The sequence below is a fragment of the Cuspidothrix issatschenkoi CHARLIE-1 genome (assembly GCF_002934005.1).
GTDB lineage: Bacteria > Cyanobacteriota > Cyanobacteriia > Cyanobacteriales > Nostocaceae > Cuspidothrix > Cuspidothrix issatschenkoi.
In genome coordinates, this window is the sequence record NZ_PGEM01000025.1 from 1 (window position 1) to 21,440 (window position 21,440).

Here is a 21,440-nt window from a genome sequence, read left to right on the forward strand (position 1 = left end):
AAGTCCACACTGTACCGAAGGCCAGTGTGTGGTAGTTCACAAATTCCGTTCATCAATCAAATAGGATTGCTACATAAAAAAATTTGTCTATCCAGATATAAAGTTCACACTTCTTAATTTATCCCCATCCTTGCTAGAAATCACCCTAACCTGATAATGGAAATAGATGCAATCATCTGTACATTGATTAAGGTAGGTTAGGATTCATGGCTTATTCGTGGTTTAAAGCATTTCACATTATTGGATTTGTGGTTTGGTTTGCGGGTTTATTTTACCTTGTACGTCTGTTTATCTACCATGTTGAAGCTAACCAAGAACCAGAACCAGCAAAAACGATACTGAAAAACCAGTATCAAATCATGGAAAAGCGTCTTTACGATATTATTACCACTCCAGGGATGTGTGTAACAGTAGCAATGGCTATTGGTATCTTATCTACTAACACAGACCTTTTGCAAGAACCATGGTTACATTTTAAATTAGGATTTGTAGGGATTTTAATTGGCTATCATTATTACTGCGGTAGATTAATGAAGCAGTTAGCCGCAGATGAATGTAAATGGAGTGGGCAAAGTCTACGCGCTTTAAATGAAGCTCCCACACTGCTATTAGTTGTAATTGTCATGTTGGCTATCTTCAAGAATAATTTACCCACTGACCTCACTGCTTGGTTAATTTTTGGGTTAGTCGTTTTTATGGCTGTGAGTATTCAACTTTACGCCAAAATCCGCAGACGCAATAAGGAAAAGCTGACAGCAGCGTTAAACCAAGTTCCCCAAGCACAAAATTAAGACTAGGAAATGGGACAGGTAACTGAGTAAAAATTTTTGATTTTTTAATTGCTGTGACAATCCCGTAACCATAGTTTAACACCTTGAGCGATCGCTCCATCACTACTATCTCTCGGTGGTGCAATCGGTGGTTTAACTGGATATTCACCGGTTTGGGAAAACATCATGACGACATTCCACCCGATGTTAGTTTTCGTTAAAAATAGCCTGTGGAATTCTTGTAATTCTACAGCTTTTTTATTGGTGTATTTCCGTTCTAAGGTAGTAAAGAAAACTTGTTTTACTCCTTCTACTTTATTATTATCTCCATTATCAATACCAGGATTTAATGGTAAAGATACAAACTCTGGTTTACCCGCAGCCAGAATGTAGGAAAAAGTCTCATAATTTCGACTCAACCGACGGTAACGCTGAATCACTCGGTTAGTATAGCTAGGTAAATCTAACATTAACCGAGGTATTAAAGTTTCTAGGCTTTGCTCAGAACAGGAATTACTAATCCCTAAATTTATAGATTTAGGAGTAATATTTTTAGCAAGTACAGGGAAGTGAAAATAACTACAGGTTATCAACAACGAAAGCCCTAAAGCTGTGGAGAAATATACCTTTTTTTCAATGCCTATACCCCTACTGATTTTGTTGTTCATCACACTGTATTTAACTCCTCTACAATCCGATTCCATGCTAACTCAGGTTCAGCGGCCGCAGTAATGGGACGACCGATGACGAGATAATCTGCACCGGCGGTGATAGCTTGGGAGGGAGTGAGCGATCGCTTTTGATCTCCTTTGTCAGCCCATGTTGGCCGCACCCCTGGACAAACCAGTAAAAAGTCTTTTTCACAACTTGCTCTTAATTGTTGCACCTCTTCGGGAGAACAAACGACCCCATTTAAACCTGAATTTTGGGCTAAAAGTGCCATTTCTAAAGCAAATTCTGGCAATTCTAAAGGAATTTTCAAATCAAACGCTAATTGTCGTGCTGAAATACTGGTTAACAATGTAATAGCAATTAATTTCGGTGGTTTTGTCCCGGCTTTTTCCGCCCCAATTTGCACCGCTTCCGCCGCCGCTTTGAGAGCATCTTTACCACAAGTTGCGTGAATTGTTAATAAATCTACCCCATAACCAGCAGCAGCGCGACAAGCACCGCCGACCGTGTTGGGAATATCATGAAATTTCAAATCGAGAAAAATCCGTTTTTCTTGAGATTTCAGAACTTCTAAAATCTTGGGTCCAGTGCTAGTAAACAACTCCAAACCAACTTTCCAGAAAGTGACTTGGGGAAGTTTATCAACCAGAGCGATCGCACTGTCTAAATCTGGTACATCTAAAGGAACAATGATTTTTTCATTCATATAGGAATAATATTTGATTTATGAAAAGATACCTAGGGTGCGTCAGACTGCATAAATTCTATCAATAAACAGATTTGTAATATCTGACATGGTTGGTGAGCTTGCCGAACCACACCCTACCAATGTGCCAGTTGCGTAAATTCTGTGTAAGTTAAATGTCGAATAACTCAACAATAATCATAGTCACATCTAAATATAGTTGTAAAGACTTTTATTAAATTAAAACAAAGTGTAATATAAATTTATTACTCTGTGGTGAAGATTTTTGTAGCTTGTGCTTAACAAACCACTAATCGTACTGATATAATCATGTATAAGCGATTTAGAAATATTTACAGAGTTCCTAAATAGCTTAAAAGGTCTGCCATTTCTTCGATACTAGGCTGGAATTTGGGCATGGGTGGCGTGTCACCGCTAGTTACCTGATGAATCAGTCCATAGCGGGATTTATATTTGGAGATGTCATGTAAACTCGGACCGACTAGGCCATTTCCTTGTAAACCATGACAACCAGCACAGTTAATTTGGAAAATGGCTTTTCCCTGGGCTGGGTTGCCCTGATGGGATAAAACACTTTTAACATAGGGATCAGAAGCTTTTACCATTTCGATCCCAAACAGGACTAATGGGAGGGCTATCAGCATCGCTACGATAAAGATAAGGATCTGTTGAATGAGGGTTTCAGGTTTGATTAGCTGGTTATCCAAAACAAAAGGGTGGTGCTGACAATGTGCAAATTTTCATTTCCTACACATAGCTTAAAATTTCTTGATAGTGTTCGCAAGTACAAATCATGATTTTTATTTAGTATTTAGATTTAAAAGTCAGATAGGACGCGGCATTAATGCCAAATTTGGTAAAATCAAAAACAGGAAACGAATCTTTTGCAATTGTAACGAGGAGCTTTACAGTGGTTGAACCCCTATTATCAGGTATTGTGCTTGGTTTGATTTTTGTGACTTTAAGCGGACTATTCTACGCTGCTTACAAACAATATAAGCGTCCTACTGAATTGGGCGGCTGATATTAATTAGGGAGTCAGGAGTTCAGAAGGAAGAAGAAAATTTTCCTTGTTCTCTGCTCCCTGTTCCCTGCTCCCTGTTTCCTGATAAAACGTTAAGCCCGTGTTGCCATAGGTTTTTTGACGGCAAATTTCCCAGTTGGGGATAGTTGGTGGAGTCCAATCTTGGTGATGATGTTCGACTGCTATTTCTCCCTGGGGATCTAAAAGCTGATATTGAGCGATCGCTTGTAATACCGGTTCATATAATCCACTGGCATAGGGTGGATCAAAATATATTCTGTCAAATTTTTGACCTGATAATTTTTTTAACTGTTGGGTGATGTTTCCCCGCAATATCTGGAATTTTTGTTCTGGCTTGGCTACGTGTTGCCAATTTTGTTGAATAATAGCACAGGCTTGACTAGAGTGTTCAATGCCAATCACTAGGCTGGCTTCTCTACATAATGCCTCTGCACCCATTGAACCACTACCGGCGCACAAATCCAACCAGCGACAACCATTGATTGTCCCCTGCCAAATATTAAACAATGCTTGTCTAACTCGCGCACTGGTAGGCCTGGTACTTTCACCTGGTAAAGTTTTAAGCAGACGATTCCCGTAAATTCTCAGACTCATTACTTATTGATCATCCGATTTTGGATTTTGGATTTTGGATTTCGGATTGATTCCAGAGATAAATCTGGAGGCTTGTACCATCCAGGAATTATTTATCATTGATCTTGAACTTTTAGCTAGTAGCAGATGATGGTATCAAAGTTTCACAACTGCAAAATATTGAAAACTTTTGTTAAGCAAAAACTTTTTCGTGGACTTGAGCCACAAAATTAGATAGGATTTGCAACCCGACATTTGATGATTTTTCTGGATGGAATTGGACAGCCATGAGATTATCATGGGCGATCGCTGCGGTAACAGTTTGATCACCATGAGTAACAGTTGCCGCCCGAACTTGGGGATTTGTGGGTTCAACATAGAAAGAATGGACAAAATAAACCCAAGGATCAATAGGTAAATGTTCCCATAAAGGGCTTTTTGGTTGGGTAAGTTGCAGTTGATTCCAACCCATGTGGGGAATTGTTAACCCTGGTTGGGAACGAAAACGGCAAACTTTTCCGGGGACAATTCCTAGTCCTGGTAGCGTTCCTTCGGCGCTAGATTCAAACAAAATTTGTAATCCTAAACAAATACCTAAGAAGGGTTTACCAGAAGCGATCGCATCTTTAATCGGTTGTTCCAAACCACGCGATCGCAAATGTTGTACCGCCGGATCAAATGCTCCTACTCCTGGCAAAACTATAGCATCTGCTTTTGCCAACTCTTGAGAACAATGAGTCACGTGAGGAGTTGCACCAGCTTTTTCTAATCCTTTGCAGACAGAGTGCAAATTTCCCATATCATAATCAACAACTGCAATCACTGGCATTTAGCTGCTCCTTGTAATTTTATGAGGGAGGGCATTTAATTATTCTAATTCTAAATAACATTTTCGATAATATTTCATCAAATGAAGAAAATACTATTAACTTCTTTTGACGTTTGGCTGAGTGAACAAGAGTCAAATTCATCCGATGACTTATTACTCCAACTAGCCAAAATGGCTTCAGTTCCCCATGATTTATATTTTTTGCGTCGTCTTCCTGTAGATGTGCAACTAGCAAGTTCTCAAGTCATTGCCAAAATTAATCAACTTCAACCCGACTACATCATTTGTTGTGGTATGGCTGCCAGTCGTTCCCAATTAACTGTAGAAGTCCTTGCCTGTAGTACCGCCATCTTCCCTGGAGAGTCTATAAATTGTGCCGAAAATATTTTGCAAACCACCGTTGAAATCGAAAAATTATTAGTGGGAACAGCAGCAGTTGAGATTAGCTATGACTGTGGTAAGTTTGTTTGCGAGGGAGTTTATTATTCTGTCTTAGACTATTTACACCAGTCCCAACTGTCCATTAAGTGTATTTTTGTTCATGTCCCAATTTTAAATCAAGAAAATTTGATAGCGATTGTTACTGATTTCATTTTGATGATGAATAACTTGGCACTTCTCTAAAAAATATTACGTCTGTTTGCACAAATTTATTCAGTGTTATGTTGCCACTATTACTTGCTTTCACCCTTGCCCAAGCTGTACCTGTCACACCACCAGCCGAAGAAATATTACAAACACAATCAGTGCGTCCTTTGCCGGGAACATTGGATGCAATACCGGTATTTAATAGCAATAGTCCAGAACTGGTATTAAAGGAAGGAATTTTACTTTCGACATTTCCAGCAACGGGGAAAAAAGTTACATCAGCCCATTTAGATTTTCCCTTGCGAGGCCGATTTGATATTTTTGCCCATCATATAGCTAAAGCTGACCCAGCGGAAAATTTACGTTCTCTCTATTTGGGCATCATCTTACATAATCCTGGTTCTCAACCAGTGACAGTAAATATCTTGCAAGGTGCGAGTTATTTAAGTCAACCAGATGCACCATTTAAGGAATTACCGTCTGTAGTTGCAAATGATTTAGGAATGGTTTTTTCTGGGCCCGGTAGTCGGGTGATGTCTGATATTTTGAGGGGGATAAGACAAGATATTTTTCCTCCCCAAATTGTCATTCCTCCAGGGGAAAGCCAGATGTTATTAAATTTACCAATTCCCGTTAAAGAATTAACACCCCCCTTAAATGGTCGTTCTACATATCTGCGATTGCGAAGTAATGGTAATATTTACGCCGCTAGTTTAGCGATGTTTGCACGTATAAATACTGATGGTAGTGAGCGATCGCCCAATTTAACAGAATGGCAAGATTTATTAAATAATGGTGAATTATCCACACCTAGAGATAAAATCCCCACACCCATAGAAGGAAACAATAAACCGACAATTTACGGGCGTGTCGCCGGAATATCAAGGGGTTCTCAGTGGCGAGCTTATGTAGTAGATGAACCCAAAAGCAAGTATTTAACCATTCCTCAACCTGGGGCGGCGTTTTCCTACGGTTTGAGTACCTTACATGGGGGAACTTTCGGTACAAATCAAATTCAAACCGCACCCATGTTAGTCCGCTATCCTGATACCGCTTATTATGCTCATGGTAACTATGGTATTCAATATAGTCTCCAGTTACCTTTATACAATAATACGCAAGATGAACAAACTGTCAGCGTTACATTACAAACACCTCTCAAAGAAAATCAATTAAGTAAACCTGGACTACGCTTTTTAAATTCTCCAGCGCGTCAAGTTTTCTTTCGAGGGACGGTGCGCTTGCGTTATCAAAAACAGGGAAAATGGCAAAATAAATTTATCCATTTAGTGCAAAAACGTGGTCAAACGGGAGAATCTTTAGTATCATTGAATATAAAACCAGGAGATATGTCTTTAGTCCAAGTGGACTTTCTTTATCCACCGGACGCTTCACCACCGCAGGTTTTAACCGTGTCAACTCAAAACAAATAGGATAAATAGAGATTTTGCGGAATGCTCATGAGCGTTAACTTAACTAAACACTACGAAAATTTATTAGTCCGTTTTAACGGACTTGAGCTATGAGACAGGGAATTTATTCCCTGGCGGTTGTGGCTGCTTCGTTTTGTGCCTATTTCGCCCCCTAAGTCCCCCAAACTTGGGGGACTTTCAAATTCTTCCCCAGAATTGGGGGTGAGGGCTTGATTAAATTCGATCACTTCTGTGTACACCCTAGGGCGGTTGTGGAAGGCAACAGATAAGCCATTTTTAACTTCCGTTAACACCAATGAGCAGTGCTAAACCCCTACAGCAGTAAAATTCCCTGGATTTTTGATAGCAATTTTTTACTAGATTTATCTGCAATCTGCTTTATTTTTCTTTATTATCAATTTCTGAGTTTACTCATAGAGAAAACATTATCTACTTTGTTTCACATTCAATATAGAAAAAGCTGGATTTTCTTTTCCCTGACTTGAACTCAGGATTTATACTTTTCAAGCATTAGTAAGCTTGTTCTATCAAATAAGTGCAGATCCATATTTTTTTATCTTTGCCACCTAGCACCCATAAATAGGAAAATTGTCTAAGTGACTATTCCTCAGACTAGAATTTGACTTAAGCTGTTATGAACATCAAGATCAACATGATTAATAAATTAACACAACGGTTATTGACTTTGGCTCTTATTTTTGCTGTTACCTTTTTATCTTGGGAAGTTCCTGTCGCTTCAGCAAATCACGTTTTTAATAACTCTAGCGATATTGAAGATAGTATTAGTTTATCTGAAAATGATTTAACACCTCAAGAACATCAAGCCCTGCAAGGTATACGTCAGCGTCGTAATCGAGAAATTGCCGCCATTTTAGATTTATCTCAACGTAATCAGTTAATCAATAAATTACACAATGGTAATAATCTTGACCAATCTCTAGAAACCTTAGATTTAACTTCTCAACAACGAGAACTAATCAATTCTATTACTGCATTAACTAATTTGAAGTTGAAAGGAATTTTTTCTCGACATAGTTTAATGGATCAGCATAAATCAAGTTAATAATCAATAATGTTTAATTATGCCAGTTGTGGAAAATATGATTTTTCGGCAACTGGTAATAAATATACCAAAATGCCGTGTCTATAAAATAGATCAGAATTATAATATTTATAGTCAGTATTAATAATATAACTTATACAAGTGCTAGATTCAATCTCACCATTTTTAACGAGTTTATTTACTCGTAGAGATTTGTTTTTTTGTACAATCATTACCATACTAGGTGCTGCCATTAGAATCTATAACTATGATCAAATTCCTGAACATAATTGGACTCAGGATGAATATGCTTTTGCTTGGAGTGGGATGAGTTTAATTAAAGATCATATTCCTACTAGTTGGTCTTGGTTATTAGCCTATGGAGATATTCCTACAGTAAATTGGAAAGGAGGTATTTATCAGTTAGTAACTCCCTGGTTAGATCATCCCCCTTTGTTTAGTTTAATAGTTGGTAGTGCGGCAATTTTAGGAGGAGCAAATACTTTTTATGATTGCACCTTAACATCTATGAGAATTCCATCATTAATATTGGGGATTCTGGCTATTTCCCTACTATATATATTCAGTTTAAAATTATGTAATACTCATGTTGCCATTATCGCTACTTTGATTTTTGCAACCAATCCTAATACTGTTTTCCTGTCTAGGTTAGCAGTTAGCGAAAATCTCATTCTTTTTTTAAGTTTATCCACCTTACTTTTGTTTTTAAAATATCGTGAATCTAGTAATTTAATATATCTTTATATTTCTGCTTTTGTGGCTGGGATAGCATCTTTAGCTAAAATAACTGGGTTTTTCCTTATACCTATGCTTTGTCTACTGCTAATTTATCGCCATAAATGGCGCGAAAGCTTAGTAGTGTTTATGATTGGCTTATTGATATTTTCTCTTTATTTTATTTATGGTAGTATTTATGATTTTGAACTTTTTATCAAAATAATTCAATCCCATAGTGAACGTTTTGATAATTTTCTCTTGTTTAAACAAATAATCTTGTATCCGGTATTTTTTGAAGATAGTTGGTTAACTTTTAGTTGGTTAATTTTGATTGCAGTTTTTAGAGCATATCAGGCTAGAATAAAATATCTACTTATTTATATTCCTATTATTGCATATTCATTTATGCTCTTATTTACCGGTTCACAAAGTCATTTTTATGCTTGGTATCTAATTCCCTATTTTCCTTTTTTGTTTTTAGCATTAGCCATATTTTGGCATAATTTTATCAGCAAACCAGATTTTCTTAGTGCTTGTTTAATAAATATTTTTATAGTAGCATGGGGTTTTAATTACAGTGTACAGTATGGATTAGGTAAGTTTTGGCTAGAATTAGCGATAACCAAGTATTTATTTATAGTCTTTACTTGTTTACTAATTACACCTTTTTTAGTTCATAGTTTAATTCAATCTCGACGGACAAAGTTTTTGGCCAGGTTCACGGCGGTATTTACAATCATCATTTCAATTTTGTTAAATGTTAATATTATTTACTCGAAACCCGTGTAAAAACGTTCCGGTGGAACATCTTTACACCTAAATTTATCCTTGGTTTCAGCAACGCCAAAAAATCTGTACCTCTAGAGAGATAAAACCCAGATGACGCAGCTTTTATAGTTGTAATAAATGGGTTTTGAACAGAAAACAACTCCGGGGGATATGCTTGATGAAAGCCTTATTAATCTGGCCGATAATGCCTAATTCCTTCTGGTCTTATCAGGAAACTCTTGATTTAGCTGGGTTACGTGCTACTAATCCCCCATTGGGTTTAATCACCGTTGCAGCAATGTTACCGAGTGATTGGGAATTGAGATTAAGCGATCGCAATGTCCGTTTAGAAACAGATGCAGATTGGGAATGGTGCGATATAGTCATCATCTCTGCAATGATCATCCAAAAACAGGATTTTGGTGAATTAATTAAAAAAGGTAAAAAATTAGGTAAAAAAGTGGCAGTGGGAGGACCATTTGCCACATCTGTCCCAGAATTTGCGATCGAAGCAGGAGCAGATTATTTAATTTTAGATGAAGGGGAAATCACTATTCCCATGTTTTTAGAAGCTTTAGAAAAGGGAGAAGAAAAGGGAATTTTCCGCGCTACAGAAAAACCAGATGTCACCCAAACTCCCTTACCAAGATTTGATTTATTGGATTTAAATGCTTATATAGCAATGACTGTGCAATTTTCACGAGGTTGTCCATTCCAATGTGAATTTTGCGATATTATTACTCTGTTTGGTAGAAAGCCACGCACGAAAACACCAGAACAAATATTAGCAGAATTAGAAGTATTATATCAAATGGGTTGGTGGCGTTATGTCTTTATAGTTGATGATAACTTTATTGGTAACAAACGCAATGCTAAAGTCTTTTTAAGGGAATTAATTCCTTGGATGGAAAAACGTAATTATCCCTTTGCCTTATTAACAGAAGCATCTTTGAATTTAGCAGAAGATGATGAATTGCTAGAATTGATGGTAAAAGCTGGTTTTGTCATGGTATTCATGGGAATTGAAACCCCTGATGTAGATAGTTTAGCAGGAATTAATAAAGAACAAAATACGCGGACTTCCTTAGTTGAATCCTGCCATAAAATTACTAAAGCAGGTTTACAAATAATGTCTGGTTTTATCTTAGGATTTGATGGTGAAAAACCAGGTGCTGGTAAACGGATTCAAGAATTTGTAGAAGAAACCTGTATTCCCCAAGCCCATCTTAATTTATTGCAAGCACTACCTAATACAGCCATGTGGACTCGCTTGCAAAAAGAAGGACGGTTAATAGATGGTTTGGGTGAATTTTTGGGTTCTCAAAAAGCCTTAATGAATTTTGTTCCTACCCGGCCAATTTCGGAAATTGCCGATGAATTTATTGAAACTTTTTGGAATTTATATGAACCTATGCCATACCTAAAAAGGACTTTTAAACATTTTATGATGATAGAAGGTTGGCGGGCTAAATATCAAAGAACTTTAACTAAATCAGAGATCCAGTTTTTAATGTCTATTTGTTGGCGACAGGGAGTATTGCGTTCTACACGGTTTGTATTTTGGCAGCAATTAATTACAATGGTACGGCTTAAACCTCATCTATTATATGATTATTTAATTGCTTTAGGCGTAGGCGAGCATTTCTTTAAATTCCGTCATGAAGTCAAGGTGGAAATAGAATCAGAGTTGGCAGAATTACAACAACATGAACAGAACAAAAAAGCAACAATTTTACAGTTAGAAACTGTTAGTTAAGCCGTAAAGACGTTCCGGGACTTATACCCGGATTTCTCATAGATAAAAAGAAAATAGGGGTCAAAAACTGCCAAAATCTATATTGTACAAATATTCCAGCAGTTAAAGCATGACCCCAAATAATACAGATAGTAAGTAGGTAAACCGAAAAATTTAAAGGTATGTGAAGAAAAGTAAAATCGCCCAAAACTCTCTTCGGTGTTCCCTGTTCCCTTGCCCCAAGGACAATTTTTAACCCTAACCTACTTATACCAGAACAGTTCAAAGTTAAGCAAGCAAAGTCGCGTCCAATCGTAGTTAATTTTCAGATGATTGGAATTATACAGCACTTTTAAAGTAAATTAGGTACACCAATCTTATAAGATAATTTTCAAAATTGAATTTTAATCCGTCTAATCCGTGATTCTGACTATGCTTGAAGTTTAATCTGTGACTGTAGTTCCAAATTTTGCTTACGTCGGTGATTTTACTCCCTTGTGAGAAATCCTGGTTTAAGTGTAAAATATCGTGGTGCTACTAAAATTTAAGATATAAACAATGACCAGAAAACGTATTTTAGTTACAGGTGCAAGTGGCTGTATCGGTCACTATATCAGTGAAAGTTTAATTCAAAATACTAATCACGAATTGTATCTACTAGTTAGAAATCCCAATAAACTACAGGTTGATACTACAGTCCGTCCAGGTATCACTATTCTCCAGGGTGATATGCAAGAAATTAGTAAATTTGAGAATTTACTCAAAACAATTGATATTGCAGTATTAACAGCCACCTCCTGGGGTGGTGAGGGCATTTTTGATATTAATGTCTTCAAAACTATCGAATTAATGAATTTGCTAAATTCAGAAAAATGTGAACAGGTAATTTATTTTTCTACTGCGAGTGTGTTAAATCAAGATAATCAACCACTTAAAGAAGCTGGAGAAATCGGTACAGATTATATCCGTTCTAAATATAATTGTTTACATCAAATTGAAAAATTAGCTATTTTTCCCAAAATTACCACAGTTTTTCCGACTTTAGTTTTAGGTGGTGATGACACAAAACCATATTCTCATCTCACATCAGGTATTCCTGAAGTTACTAACTATATTAATATCATTCGGTTTTTACAAGCTGACGGCAGTTTTCACTTTATTCATGGTAAAGATATTGCTACAGTTGTGCGATACTTTATTGATTATCCACCACAATCAGGAGATCCGCGCCGATTTGTATTAGGACAATCTTGCTTAACTGCTAATCAAGCTATAGATGAAGTTTGCGCTTATTTAAATAAAAAGATTTACTTCCGCATTCCTCTATCTTTAGGTTTAGCTAATGTGATTATTGCCTTATTCCGTATTCAAATGGCAGCTTGGGATAGATTCTGCATGAATTATCGGCATTTTCGCTACGCTAATGCCATTAATCCTAGTAGTTTTAATTTACAAAATTACTGTGCAACAATGACTGATGTTTTAAAAATTAGTGGTGTAAAACGGAGAACTTAGATTTAGTACACTCATCTTAATTGTGAAAATCAAAGTAGAGAATTTTGATTATTTTGTAAGGTGGGTATTCCCCACCAAAACCCTTATAATAACGGTAATTCCTACATGAATTAATATTTTGGGGTTAAAATACTGACATAATTTAACCAGGTTACATTCTCAAATCAAGATACATCTTTTTATGGATACTTATCATAGAAAGTGTCAACTAGGTGCTTCTCGTCGTCGTCTAGAAGATGCTGAAACATTACATAAACAAAAACGTTGGACGGGTGCTATTTATCTAGGTGGTTATGCAGTTGAGTGTGCGCTAAAATCTCTAATATGTTATGAACAACGAAAAAACCACTTTAAAGAAACAACCGTTTTCCAGAAAATTCAAGGTGCTAGTTTGCATAATTTAACAAACTTACTCAATGAGCTAGAATCTATTAAACGCAGCATACAATTAGATAGAAGAGGTATTTATAAACCTGCCTGGAATTTAGTATCATCAGTTTGGCTTAATGATGAATTAAGGTATTCAAATAGAGACGGTGATGAAAAGGAGAGCGAAGAATTTATAGAAGCAGTAAAAATATTACACAGATTTTTTCTAGCAAAGCAAAACGAGGCATCATGATAGAAAATATAAACTTAACACCTAACATTATTTATCAACACCTATATGAAAATCTTAGCCGTGAAGATGAACAAGTAGAAGTGAGTGTTAAAAGGATTTCATTAGGTTGGATAAAAATTAGGATAGTTACTAAAAAATTTGAGGGTAAATTATTAATTGAAAGAGAACAAAAAATAGATGAATTATTAGCAAATATTGAACCTAATTTCAATCTTGGTCAATATCCCATATCCGGCTATGAATTACTAACACCGGAAGAAGCAATAAAACAACCTCCTCAGTATATTAAAGTACCACTTTGGTCAGATATTTTAATGGCTCCCGAACCGGATCAAGCGGTAGAAGTGGATGAAGATATTCCCACTAAAAAACCTTTAATTGCCACCTTTTATTCATTTAAAGGTGGTGTAGGTAGATCCACAGCATTAGGTTTAGTAGGAGGCATACTAGCAAAAAGAAATCGCCGTGTAGTCATGGTAGACTTTGACTTAGAAGCTCCGGGAATTTCAGTTATGTTTCAACAGGAAATTGAAAAAAACTCTGGAGAAAATTTAGGAGTCTTAGATTATCTACACCAAAGGTCTTTAACTCCTGAAGAAAATATTCCTAATATTCTTGATTGTATTCAACAAATAAATTTACAAACTCGTGGGGAACTTTATTTAGTACCTGTAGGAGAATATGATGAAAATTATATTCATCGGTTAGCTGATTTAGATATGCGTTCTTTTTATCGGACTGCCAAAAATCCAGTCAAGCAACTAATAGAAGATATTAAACAGCAACTAGAACCAGATGTAATTTTAATTGATGCTCGTCCTGGATTTAATGATGTAGCTGCAATTACACTTTTCGATTTAGCCGATACAGCAATAATTTGTTTTTCACCAACTGATCAAAGTTTTCAAGGATTACGTTGGGTGATCAAGGCAATTCTGAAACAAAAACAATATCAGGGTAAACCTGATGTCAGATTTCTATTAACTCCCATTCCATCAGTTACACCTAATCACTATAAAGATTTAGTCATAAAAGTTGAAAATTGGATTGATCAATATTGCTATGAAGATGATTTATCCATATCTCCAGGTGCAAAAATTGATGAACTACATCATACAATTTTCTATAATCCTATCATCACAACTCTATCTAGTTTGGTTAATGATGTACCCAAAAGTTTATTAGATGAATATATACCAATTGCCGATACTATTGATGCTAGTTTACCCGATATCAAACCCAGTATTGTTAATAAAACTATTGATGATCGGAAAAAGATCCTTAATGAATTAAAATTTCAAGCTGCTACAGCACAAGAACTAGAACCAGAAAACATTTCCGAAATATTCCAACGTACAGAAGATTTTCCTAGATTTTTAAGTAATAAAACTTGGTTAATTCGTGGTGCTAAAGGAACAGGTAAAAGCCTATTGTTTAGATTGTTTGTAGAACAACCAACAGCAGCAAAAAAACTAGCTCAATCTGATGTCAATTTAGATCATGTTCACTTTGTTTCTGGTCATGGTCAACTTAGAGTATCAAGTACAATTTTAGATAGGTTTGATCTTGAAAGCTATGAAAATCAAGCTGGTACAAATGACTGGCAATTTTTCTGGCTCAATTATGCTCTTTTACAACTTTGTTATCGTTTAACTGAATTACGTTCACTACCTGGTTTAGATGAAAAGTTAGTGACATTAAGTAATCAAGAAAACCCTGCTCATGCTGATATTATTTCATGGCTAGTAGAAAGATCAAACTCACCAAATAAGAAACCACAAGCTGCTGATGAACTGCGTTTAATTGACCGAGCATTACAAGCAAAAAATCAAATAGTATGGCTATTATATGATGAACTAGATGCAGGTTTTGGTTCTAGTCCAGAAGATTATGCTCGACGGAGAAGATCCCTAGAAGCTTTGCTGGCCTGGTGGTTAGAAAGTGGTACAAATCTCAAACAAATTGTCCCGAAAATATTTTTACGTGAAGATATTTGGAAGCAATTTAACTTTACTAATACAGGACATTATAGCGGACGTTCACTAGAATTACTTTGGGAGGAAGCTGATCTCTGGCGACTTGTACTCCGTCAAGCTCTTACCAGTTCTCCATCTCTACGCAAATCTTTGGGAGGAGTTACTGTTGAAAGATTGGATATAATTGTGCTGGAACAATTGCGCCAAAGTCTTTATCCCCTGTGGGGTGAACGCATGGGCAGTGGTAATAAAGCCTATACTTATAATTGGGTGAGAACTCGTATTGCAGATGGACAAAAAAATTGTTTTCCACGCAGTTTAATATTACTTTTAGAAGAAGCTGTCAAAATTGAAAAAGGATTTCCTACAGAATATCCCTTAGAAATAACATTGCGACCAAAAGCTTTAATTAATGCTTTTCCTAGTGTTTCTCATCAGCGTGTCGCTGAGGTTCGTAATGAATATCCTGAACTAGAAAAATTGCTAGAAAGACTTCAAGGAGAACGCTCTCCTATTAATGAAGATAGGTTATCTGAGATATGGAATTTGCAGGGTGGTGAATTATCACTGCGTATTCAGGATATGGTTGACGCTGGTATTTTGACGGAACGCTCTCGTCCCAAAGATCCTCCTCCTCGCGTCTATGCAGTTACTGAATTGTACCTGTATGGACTGGGGATGGTTCGTAAGGGACAACGATAGCGAAACTAAGTTAAAACAACAAAATCAACCCACCAATTAAACCGCAACCTCCTGGGCTTCTAAAGCATTAATTTCATCTAAAATCCGCCAAATTTCCTGCATCATGGGATCTAAACCAGTGCGAGTTACAGCCGAAATTATGAAAACTGGCGCTAAAGCTAGATGATTTAATTGAGTAGCTAAAACTTCTAAATCTACAGTTTCCCTATCAACCGCATCTATTTTATTTAATGCTAAAATTTGCGGACGTTTAGCTAAACCTCGTCCATAGGCTTTCAGTTCTTCCTGAATAGTATGGAAGTCAGCAATTACATCTTCACTTGTAGCATCAATTAGGTGTAATAAAACTCTCGTGCGTTCAATATGACGTAAGAAATCATGACCTAAACCTGCACCATGAGAAGCACCTTCAATTAAACCGGGAATATCAGCAAAAACAGTTCCATCACCAGTGGGTTTTTTAACTACACCCAAATTAGGCACTAAAGTAGTAAAAGGATAATCAGCAATTTTCGGACGTGCAGCCGATAAAGAAGAAATTAAAGTTGATTTACCAGCATTTGGTAAACCAATAATTCCCACTTCTGCTAACAATTTTAACTCTAAACGTAATACCTTTTTTTCACCTTCTAATCCCGGAAGTGCGTATTCTGGTGCGCGGTTGCGATTGCTTAAAAAATGTTGATTTCCTAGACCTCCTTTTCCACCTTCAGCCACTCGAAAACTTTGTCCTGGTTCAATTAAATCGCAGATTAAAGCACTGGTGACTGCATCATAAACAGCAGTACCACAGGGAACTTCAATAATTAAATCCTTTCCACCTGCGCCGGTACAATTGTTTGGACCACCACGTTCTCCATTTTCAGCTTTGAACAGATGTTTGTAGCGAAAATCTAATAAGGTTTGGAGGTTGGTATTAGCCACGAAAATGACTGAACCACCTTTGCCACCATTACCACCAGAAGGCCCGCCGGCGGGGACATATTTTTCTCTGCGGAAAGCGACAATACCATCGCCTCCGTTACCTGCTTCTACTTCAATTACTGATTGGTCTATAAATTGCATAATTTAGTTATTAGTCAGTTGTTAGTTATCAGTTGTTAGTAGTCAATTACGCTAACAATTGACTACTATAGCGGTATGCACTCGAATGAGATACAAAATTAACCTAAACGGCCTTACCCCAAAATCTTTTCAACTCTGTCATCTGTCACTTGCTATGACAACTAAATTTAAATAGGACCTACGCAAAATATCTCTTAAACCCTCATTTCTTCCTGTCCTCTGTACCTGGAGTGGTATGGCTAACGCCACGCTTCGCTATCGTTATTCCATGATTTTGTGCGTAAGTTCTATTAAATATAAGGCGTTACATCTTCATCACATTTGTCTGCAAGGTAAGACAGGGCGCGGAAACGTAAACCAACTAATTGTTCATAGAGGGGGTTAATTTTGCACATTGGGGGGATATGAACTATTTTCTTACCAAAAAGAGTAACATCTCTTTCAAAAGGACATTGGGAAGGAATCATTTTACACAAAAAGCGGGCAACTCTAGGATCATGAATATCTAACCCATCTAACCAATGACGTAGAGGAGTTAAAGCATCTGGGTGGTGGGGTTGCAGTCCACTAGAGAGGGAATGGGAATCTTGTGTTTGAACCTTATCTTCTAGAGTATGACGTAAGGCCGTGAGTAAATTATCTTGCAGTGCCAATTTTTGACAAAATTGGTGTAAAACTTCATCTTCACTGGTAGAGTATGTACCATCAGCGATCGCTACCATCACAGCAGTCCGCAAGAAATTTTCCGCCGCAGGTGTACCTTTCCCTAAAATAGCTGCTAACTCATCTGGTGTAATTATTTCTAGAGTTTCCCAGTCTATATGAGGATCTAATTCATCTTTGGTAAGATTAGTAATTAATTCCTGTTCTTGAGCATCAAAGTTACCATCAGCCCAAGCAATTGTCAAAAGTCCTCGTAACCAAGCGGCAATTTGTTCGCTAGTGTAGGGGGTTTCAGCAGCACTTGTCATAAAAACTTTCGCCTCAAATTTTTATTACTCAATATTTAAGTTACCTGAAAATAGCCTAAAATTCTGTACATTCAATTCGTAGAAATATAACTAATAATTAAGATTTGCCACAATTTTCCCCACGGTCGTCAATATATCAGTTGCTTAACTACTAGACATTACAGATATAATTGATTATACGTAATAATTCAGTAGTCAGGATTCAGAGTCTATAAAAAAGCTCAATTCTGAAGGCTGATAGCTGAATACTTAGGATTATATTTCTCACTAACTAGGAATAAACTATGTTCTGCTTTGGAATTGAACATGAAGTGGCTTTTCTGAATCATCAAGGAAAATTCGCAGATTTCCATAATACAAAATTTGCAGATTTTCAGCAAATTGTGGACAAATTACCTATCTATCCCCATGATTACCCACAATTAAGAGTTGGTGATGCGGGTATTAAAAAAAAGCGTTGGTATATTGAAGGATTTGAAAGGTTTAACAACTCTGAAGAAGTAGTTGACTGTGTAGCAAAGGGCATTGAAATTAGAACCACTATCCACTCCACTATACAGGGTGCAATTGATGAATTAACAGCTAGTTTTAATTTATTAACTGATGTTGCTGCTAGTTTTGGCTTCTTACCTGTTTTAGCTAGTTTTAATCCCTATACTTCTGTGTTTGAACCTCAACCACCATTAAATGATTTTGAAATTAGACAATTACAAGCCTATCCCGATGAACAAACTGCCCATATTTACATGGTTTCTTATGGACCAGACTTAAATATTTCTTTGAGAAATTTGCCAACAGAAAGATTAATTGATATTGGCAAAAAGTTAAATTATTATAGTCCTTACATTATCCCTTTTACTTATAGTTCTCCTTTTTATCATGGGGGTTTATGGGAAGGTTTATCGGTGAGAACATTTATCAGAACTGGGAAAAGATCCGCAACTTTAGTTTTTGTAGAAACAGCAGCAGAATTAATTAAAAGTGTACCTTCATTAACTAAGGTTGCTCGCATTCCCACAGAAATTGGCAGAATAGAATTTAAAGCTTGTGATAGTTGTGATAATTTCGCTATTTATGCAGGGTTATTAGCTTTATTAAAAGGTTTAATTTTAGATGAAACTTTACCCGGTAGAGCGATTATACCTGATGCCAGATCACATCAGATTTCTGCTAAATATGGCTTTGAAAATGAAGATATTTTAGTCAATACTACCAAAATTTTAGAGTTGGCTGAAATTGCCCTCAAAGATGATCCTGATATTGAATTTTTAGTGCCTCTCAAATTAATTTTATCAGAGCAAAAAACAAAATCTCATGAATTAATTAGCTACTTTCAAAAAGTAGGTTCAATTGAAACCACTCTCAAGCAAACTTACAAACCCTAATAGGGTTTTAATACCCCCTAACCCCCAATTCTGGGGGAATAGGAATTTCAAAGTCCCCCAAGTTTGGGGATTTAGGGGGCTAAATAAGCACAAAAGGAAGACAGATAAGACTTGTGTGTACACCGTAGCCGGGGGGTAAATTATATACAACTTTACAAAGAAATGGTACTAGATAAATTTATCATTTATGGACACAATCAATCAAAGAAGTCGGGGATCTGGGTATGACCTCACAAAATTACAACCCTGAATATCAGGACAAAACCGCTAAAATAGTAGTAAATCAGAAAAACCGAAAAATCTGGATATGACCACAGCTACACCCGTAAAAACTGAATACGAAGCGATTATTGGCTTAGAAACCCATTGTCAACTCAGTACCAACACCAAAATCTTCTCCAATAGTTCTACAGCTTTTGGTGCTGACCCCAATACTAACATTGACCCTGTGTGTATGGGTTTACCAGGAGTTTTACCCGTACTTAACGCTAAGGTTTTAGAATACGCTGTGAAAACTGGTTTGGCGTTAAATTGTCAAATCGCTCGGTATAGTAAATTTGACCGCAAACAATATTTTTATCCTGATTTACCGAAAAATTACCAAATTTCTCAATATGATTTACCCATAGCAGAAGATGGTGGGATAGAAATTGAATTGGTAGATGATGCAGGAAACCCCACCCGGAAACGTATTGGTATCACTCGCTTACACATGGAAGAGGATGCGGGAAAACTCGTACACGCAGGTAGTGAAAGGTTATCAGGTTCTAGCTATTCTCTTGTGGATTATAACCGCGCTGGTGTTCCTTTGGTAGAAATTGTTTCTGAGCCGGATTTGCGAACTGGCCAAGAAGCGGCTGAATATGCCCAAGAACTGCGGCGGATTGTGCGCTATCTTGGTGTCAGTGATGGCAATATGCAAGAAGGTTCTCTGCGTTGTGATGTGAATATTTCTGTCCGTCCCGTAGGACAAGAGAAATTTGGCACTAAGGTAGAAATTAAGAACATGAACTCCTTTAGTGCGATTCAAAAAGCGATTGATTATGAAATTGAACGCCAAATCGCCGCCATTGAAGCAGGAGAAAAGATTATTCAAGAAACTCGGCTTTGGGAAGAAGGTTCACAACGCACCAGTAGTATGCGGGTGAAAGAAGGTTCTAGTGATTATCGTTACTTTCCCGAACCGGATTTAGCTCCCATTGAAGTCACCCAAGCAGAATTAGACTTATGGTTAAGTGAATTACCCCAACTACCCGCCCAAAAACGTCATCATTATGAAAATGAATTGGGACTTTCTGCCTATGATACTAGGGTCTTAACTGAGGATAAACCAGTGGCAGACTATTTTGAAAGTGCGATTGCTTTAGGTGCAAATCCTAAATCCGCAGCTAACTGGATTACTCAAGATATCGCTGGGTACTTAAATAAACAAAAACTCACCATCTCCGAAATTAAACTGACTGCGGCTAACCTAGCAGATGTGATTACCCGGATTGAAAATGGTAAAATTAGCAACGCCCAAGCTAAGGAAAAACTCACAGATTTATTAAATGGTGTTTCTCCCGAAGAAGCTTTTGCCGGTCAAGAACTCATTTCAGATCGTACTATTCTTGAACCGATTATTGATGAAATCATTGCCGCTAACCCCCAACAAGTAGAAAAATACCGCAAGGGTAACACCAACCTCAAGGGCTTTTTTGTAGGACAAGTCCTGAAAAAAACCGACAAACGCGCAGAACCCAAACTTACCAATCAATTGGTAGAAGAAAAACTTAACGCGTCAGTGTAGGGTAACACCCCTCACCCTGAACATAGTACAATGTGGTAGAAAGACGCAACTTGATTACCGGGAGAGCTAGTTCACATTAGCTCTCTTTCTTTATATAGGAAACAGAGTCTATTTAGGGCTTGCTTAATAAAGCTATAACCGTTTATTAATAGGGGTTTTGCGGATTTTAAGAACTATTCCCTCTCCTCACAGACAACTTTTTCAGCAAACCCTATTTATTTACACAAACTTTAAATAAAGGGGTTATGCCCCTCAGTGCTATAATGCTATATTGTGCTAAGTAGATGCACCCTGATAATTCTAGAGAGCTATCCAAGTGGCTCTCTTTTATTTATTTTCTTGACTTGTGCGTAAGTCCTGAATGACGATTTTTAACGCCAACCTACTTAATTTTTTGCCAGTAAAAAAAAGATTGTCAACAACAGATAAACTCACATATAGACATAAATACTGAACCCTATCAGACAACCCCAAGGGGATAAGTCAGGGAAAGTACAAAGGATAAATATAATTGTG

Annotated in this window: 19 protein-coding genes; 12 read left to right on the forward strand and 7 right to left on the reverse strand. The window is 36.9% G+C overall.

Translation table 11 applies throughout. The features are described 5' to 3' along the window. Positions 1 to 206 precede the first annotated feature (206 nt). Positions 207 to 791, forward strand: a complete 585-nt coding sequence (gene hemJ, locus CUN59_RS03655) for a protoporphyrinogen oxidase HemJ (protein ID WP_104386562.1) — start codon at positions 207 to 209, stop codon at positions 789 to 791. A 44-nt stretch (positions 792 to 835) separates the two neighbouring features. Here the strand turns inward: hemJ and CUN59_RS03660 are convergent, their stop codons facing one another. The 3 genes from CUN59_RS03660 to CUN59_RS03670 all read right to left on the reverse strand — a co-directional run bounded on the left by CUN59_RS03660 (position 836) and on the right by CUN59_RS03670 (position 2,855). Continuing rightward, entirely contained in the window at positions 836 to 1,438 is a 603-nt protein-coding gene (locus CUN59_RS03660) for a hypothetical protein (RefSeq protein WP_243406860.1), read from the reverse strand. Further along, the gene (gene pyrF, locus CUN59_RS03665; protein WP_104386563.1) at positions 1,438 to 2,148 is read right to left on the reverse strand and encodes an orotidine-5'-phosphate decarboxylase; all 711 of its coding nucleotides are present in this window, start codon (positions 2,146 to 2,148) and stop codon (positions 1,438 to 1,440) included. Before pyrF ends, CUN59_RS03660 begins: the two co-directional genes overlap by 1 nt. 332 nt (positions 2,149 to 2,480) lie before the next feature. Continuing rightward, positions 2,481 to 2,855, reverse strand: a complete 375-nt coding sequence (locus CUN59_RS03670; protein ID WP_104386564.1) for a c-type cytochrome — start codon at positions 2,853 to 2,855, stop codon at positions 2,481 to 2,483. A 203-nt stretch (positions 2,856 to 3,058) separates the two neighbouring features. Between CUN59_RS03670 and petG the strand changes: the two genes are divergently transcribed. After that, positions 3,059 to 3,172: a cytochrome b6-f complex subunit V gene (petG, locus tag CUN59_RS03675; protein WP_013191177.1), complete on the forward strand. Its 114-nt coding sequence runs from the start codon at positions 3,059 to 3,061 to the stop codon at positions 3,170 to 3,172. Positions 3,173 to 3,178: 6 nt separating this feature from the next. Here the strand turns inward: petG and rsmD are convergent, their stop codons facing one another. Together rsmD and hisH are read right to left on the reverse strand one after the other, a co-directional pair. Continuing rightward, positions 3,179 to 3,787 carry a 16S rRNA (guanine(966)-N(2))-methyltransferase RsmD gene (rsmD, locus tag CUN59_RS03680; protein WP_104386565.1) on the reverse strand — a complete coding sequence of 203 codons (609 nt, stop codon included), beginning with the start codon at positions 3,785 to 3,787 and terminating at the stop codon, positions 3,179 to 3,181. Between the two features lie 172 nt (positions 3,788 to 3,959). Beyond that, on the reverse strand, positions 3,960 to 4,595 hold the full coding sequence (gene hisH / locus CUN59_RS03685; protein ID WP_104386566.1) for an imidazole glycerol phosphate synthase subunit HisH: 636 nt from the start codon (positions 4,593 to 4,595) through the stop codon (positions 3,960 to 3,962). An 81-nt stretch (positions 4,596 to 4,676) separates the two neighbouring features. Between hisH and CUN59_RS03690 the strand changes: the two genes are divergently transcribed. The 8 genes from CUN59_RS03690 (at position 4,677) to CUN59_RS03735 (ending at position 15,714) form a co-directional block, all read left to right on the forward strand. After that, a complete protein-coding gene (locus tag CUN59_RS03690) occupies positions 4,677 to 5,219 on the forward strand; it encodes a pyroglutamyl-peptidase I family protein (protein WP_104386567.1) in 543 nt (180 codons plus the stop codon). Between the two features lie 38 nt (positions 5,220 to 5,257). Next, positions 5,258 to 6,616: a DUF3370 domain-containing protein gene (locus tag CUN59_RS03695; RefSeq protein WP_104386568.1), complete on the forward strand. Its 1,359-nt coding sequence runs from the start codon at positions 5,258 to 5,260 to the stop codon at positions 6,614 to 6,616. Positions 6,617 to 7,250: 634 nt separating this feature from the next. Further along, positions 7,251 to 7,679, forward strand: a complete 429-nt coding sequence (locus CUN59_RS03700) for a hypothetical protein (protein ID WP_243406861.1) — start codon at positions 7,251 to 7,253, stop codon at positions 7,677 to 7,679. Between the two features lie 141 nt (positions 7,680 to 7,820). Beyond that, the gene (locus tag CUN59_RS03710; RefSeq protein ID WP_133163995.1) at positions 7,821 to 9,185 is read left to right on the forward strand and encodes an ArnT family glycosyltransferase; all 1,365 of its coding nucleotides are present in this window, start codon (positions 7,821 to 7,823) and stop codon (positions 9,183 to 9,185) included. A 157-nt stretch (positions 9,186 to 9,342) separates the two neighbouring features. Beyond that, on the forward strand, positions 9,343 to 10,920 hold the full coding sequence (locus tag CUN59_RS03715; protein WP_104386572.1) for a B12-binding domain-containing radical SAM protein: 1,578 nt from the start codon (positions 9,343 to 9,345) through the stop codon (positions 10,918 to 10,920). A 537-nt stretch (positions 10,921 to 11,457) separates the two neighbouring features. Continuing rightward, a complete protein-coding gene (locus CUN59_RS03725; protein ID WP_104386574.1) occupies positions 11,458 to 12,414 on the forward strand; it encodes an NAD-dependent epimerase/dehydratase family protein in 957 nt (318 codons plus the stop codon). Between the two features lie 181 nt (positions 12,415 to 12,595). Continuing rightward, a complete protein-coding gene (locus tag CUN59_RS03730; RefSeq protein WP_104386575.1) occupies positions 12,596 to 13,036 on the forward strand; it encodes a HEPN domain-containing protein in 441 nt (146 codons plus the stop codon). After that, a complete protein-coding gene (locus tag CUN59_RS03735; protein WP_104386576.1) occupies positions 13,033 to 15,714 on the forward strand; it encodes a P-loop ATPase, Sll1717 family in 2,682 nt (893 codons plus the stop codon). The genes CUN59_RS03730 and CUN59_RS03735 overlap by 4 nt, the downstream gene beginning before the upstream one ends. A 36-nt stretch (positions 15,715 to 15,750) precedes the next feature. Here the strand turns inward: CUN59_RS03735 and obgE are convergent, their stop codons facing one another. Beyond that, on the reverse strand, positions 15,751 to 16,779 hold the full coding sequence (gene obgE / locus CUN59_RS03740; protein WP_104386577.1) for a GTPase ObgE: 1,029 nt from the start codon (positions 16,777 to 16,779) through the stop codon (positions 15,751 to 15,753). A gap of 290 nt (positions 16,780 to 17,069) precedes the next feature. Continuing rightward, positions 17,070 to 17,750: a Mo-dependent nitrogenase C-terminal domain-containing protein gene (locus tag CUN59_RS03745; protein ID WP_104386578.1), complete on the reverse strand. Its 681-nt coding sequence runs from the start codon at positions 17,748 to 17,750 to the stop codon at positions 17,070 to 17,072. A gap of 284 nt (positions 17,751 to 18,034) precedes the next feature. Here CUN59_RS03745 and CUN59_RS03750 point away from each other — a divergent pair, with 284 nt between their 5' ends. Continuing rightward, on the forward strand, positions 18,035 to 19,135 hold the full coding sequence (locus tag CUN59_RS03750) for a glutamate--cysteine ligase family protein (RefSeq protein WP_104386579.1): 1,101 nt from the start codon (positions 18,035 to 18,037) through the stop codon (positions 19,133 to 19,135). Positions 19,136 to 19,442: 307 nt separating this feature from the next. Continuing rightward, complete coding sequence (gene gatB / locus CUN59_RS03755; RefSeq protein ID WP_104386580.1) at positions 19,443 to 20,924, forward strand: Asp-tRNA(Asn)/Glu-tRNA(Gln) amidotransferase subunit GatB; 1,482 nt, start codon at positions 19,443 to 19,445, stop codon at positions 20,922 to 20,924. Positions 20,925 to 21,440 lie beyond the last annotated feature (516 nt).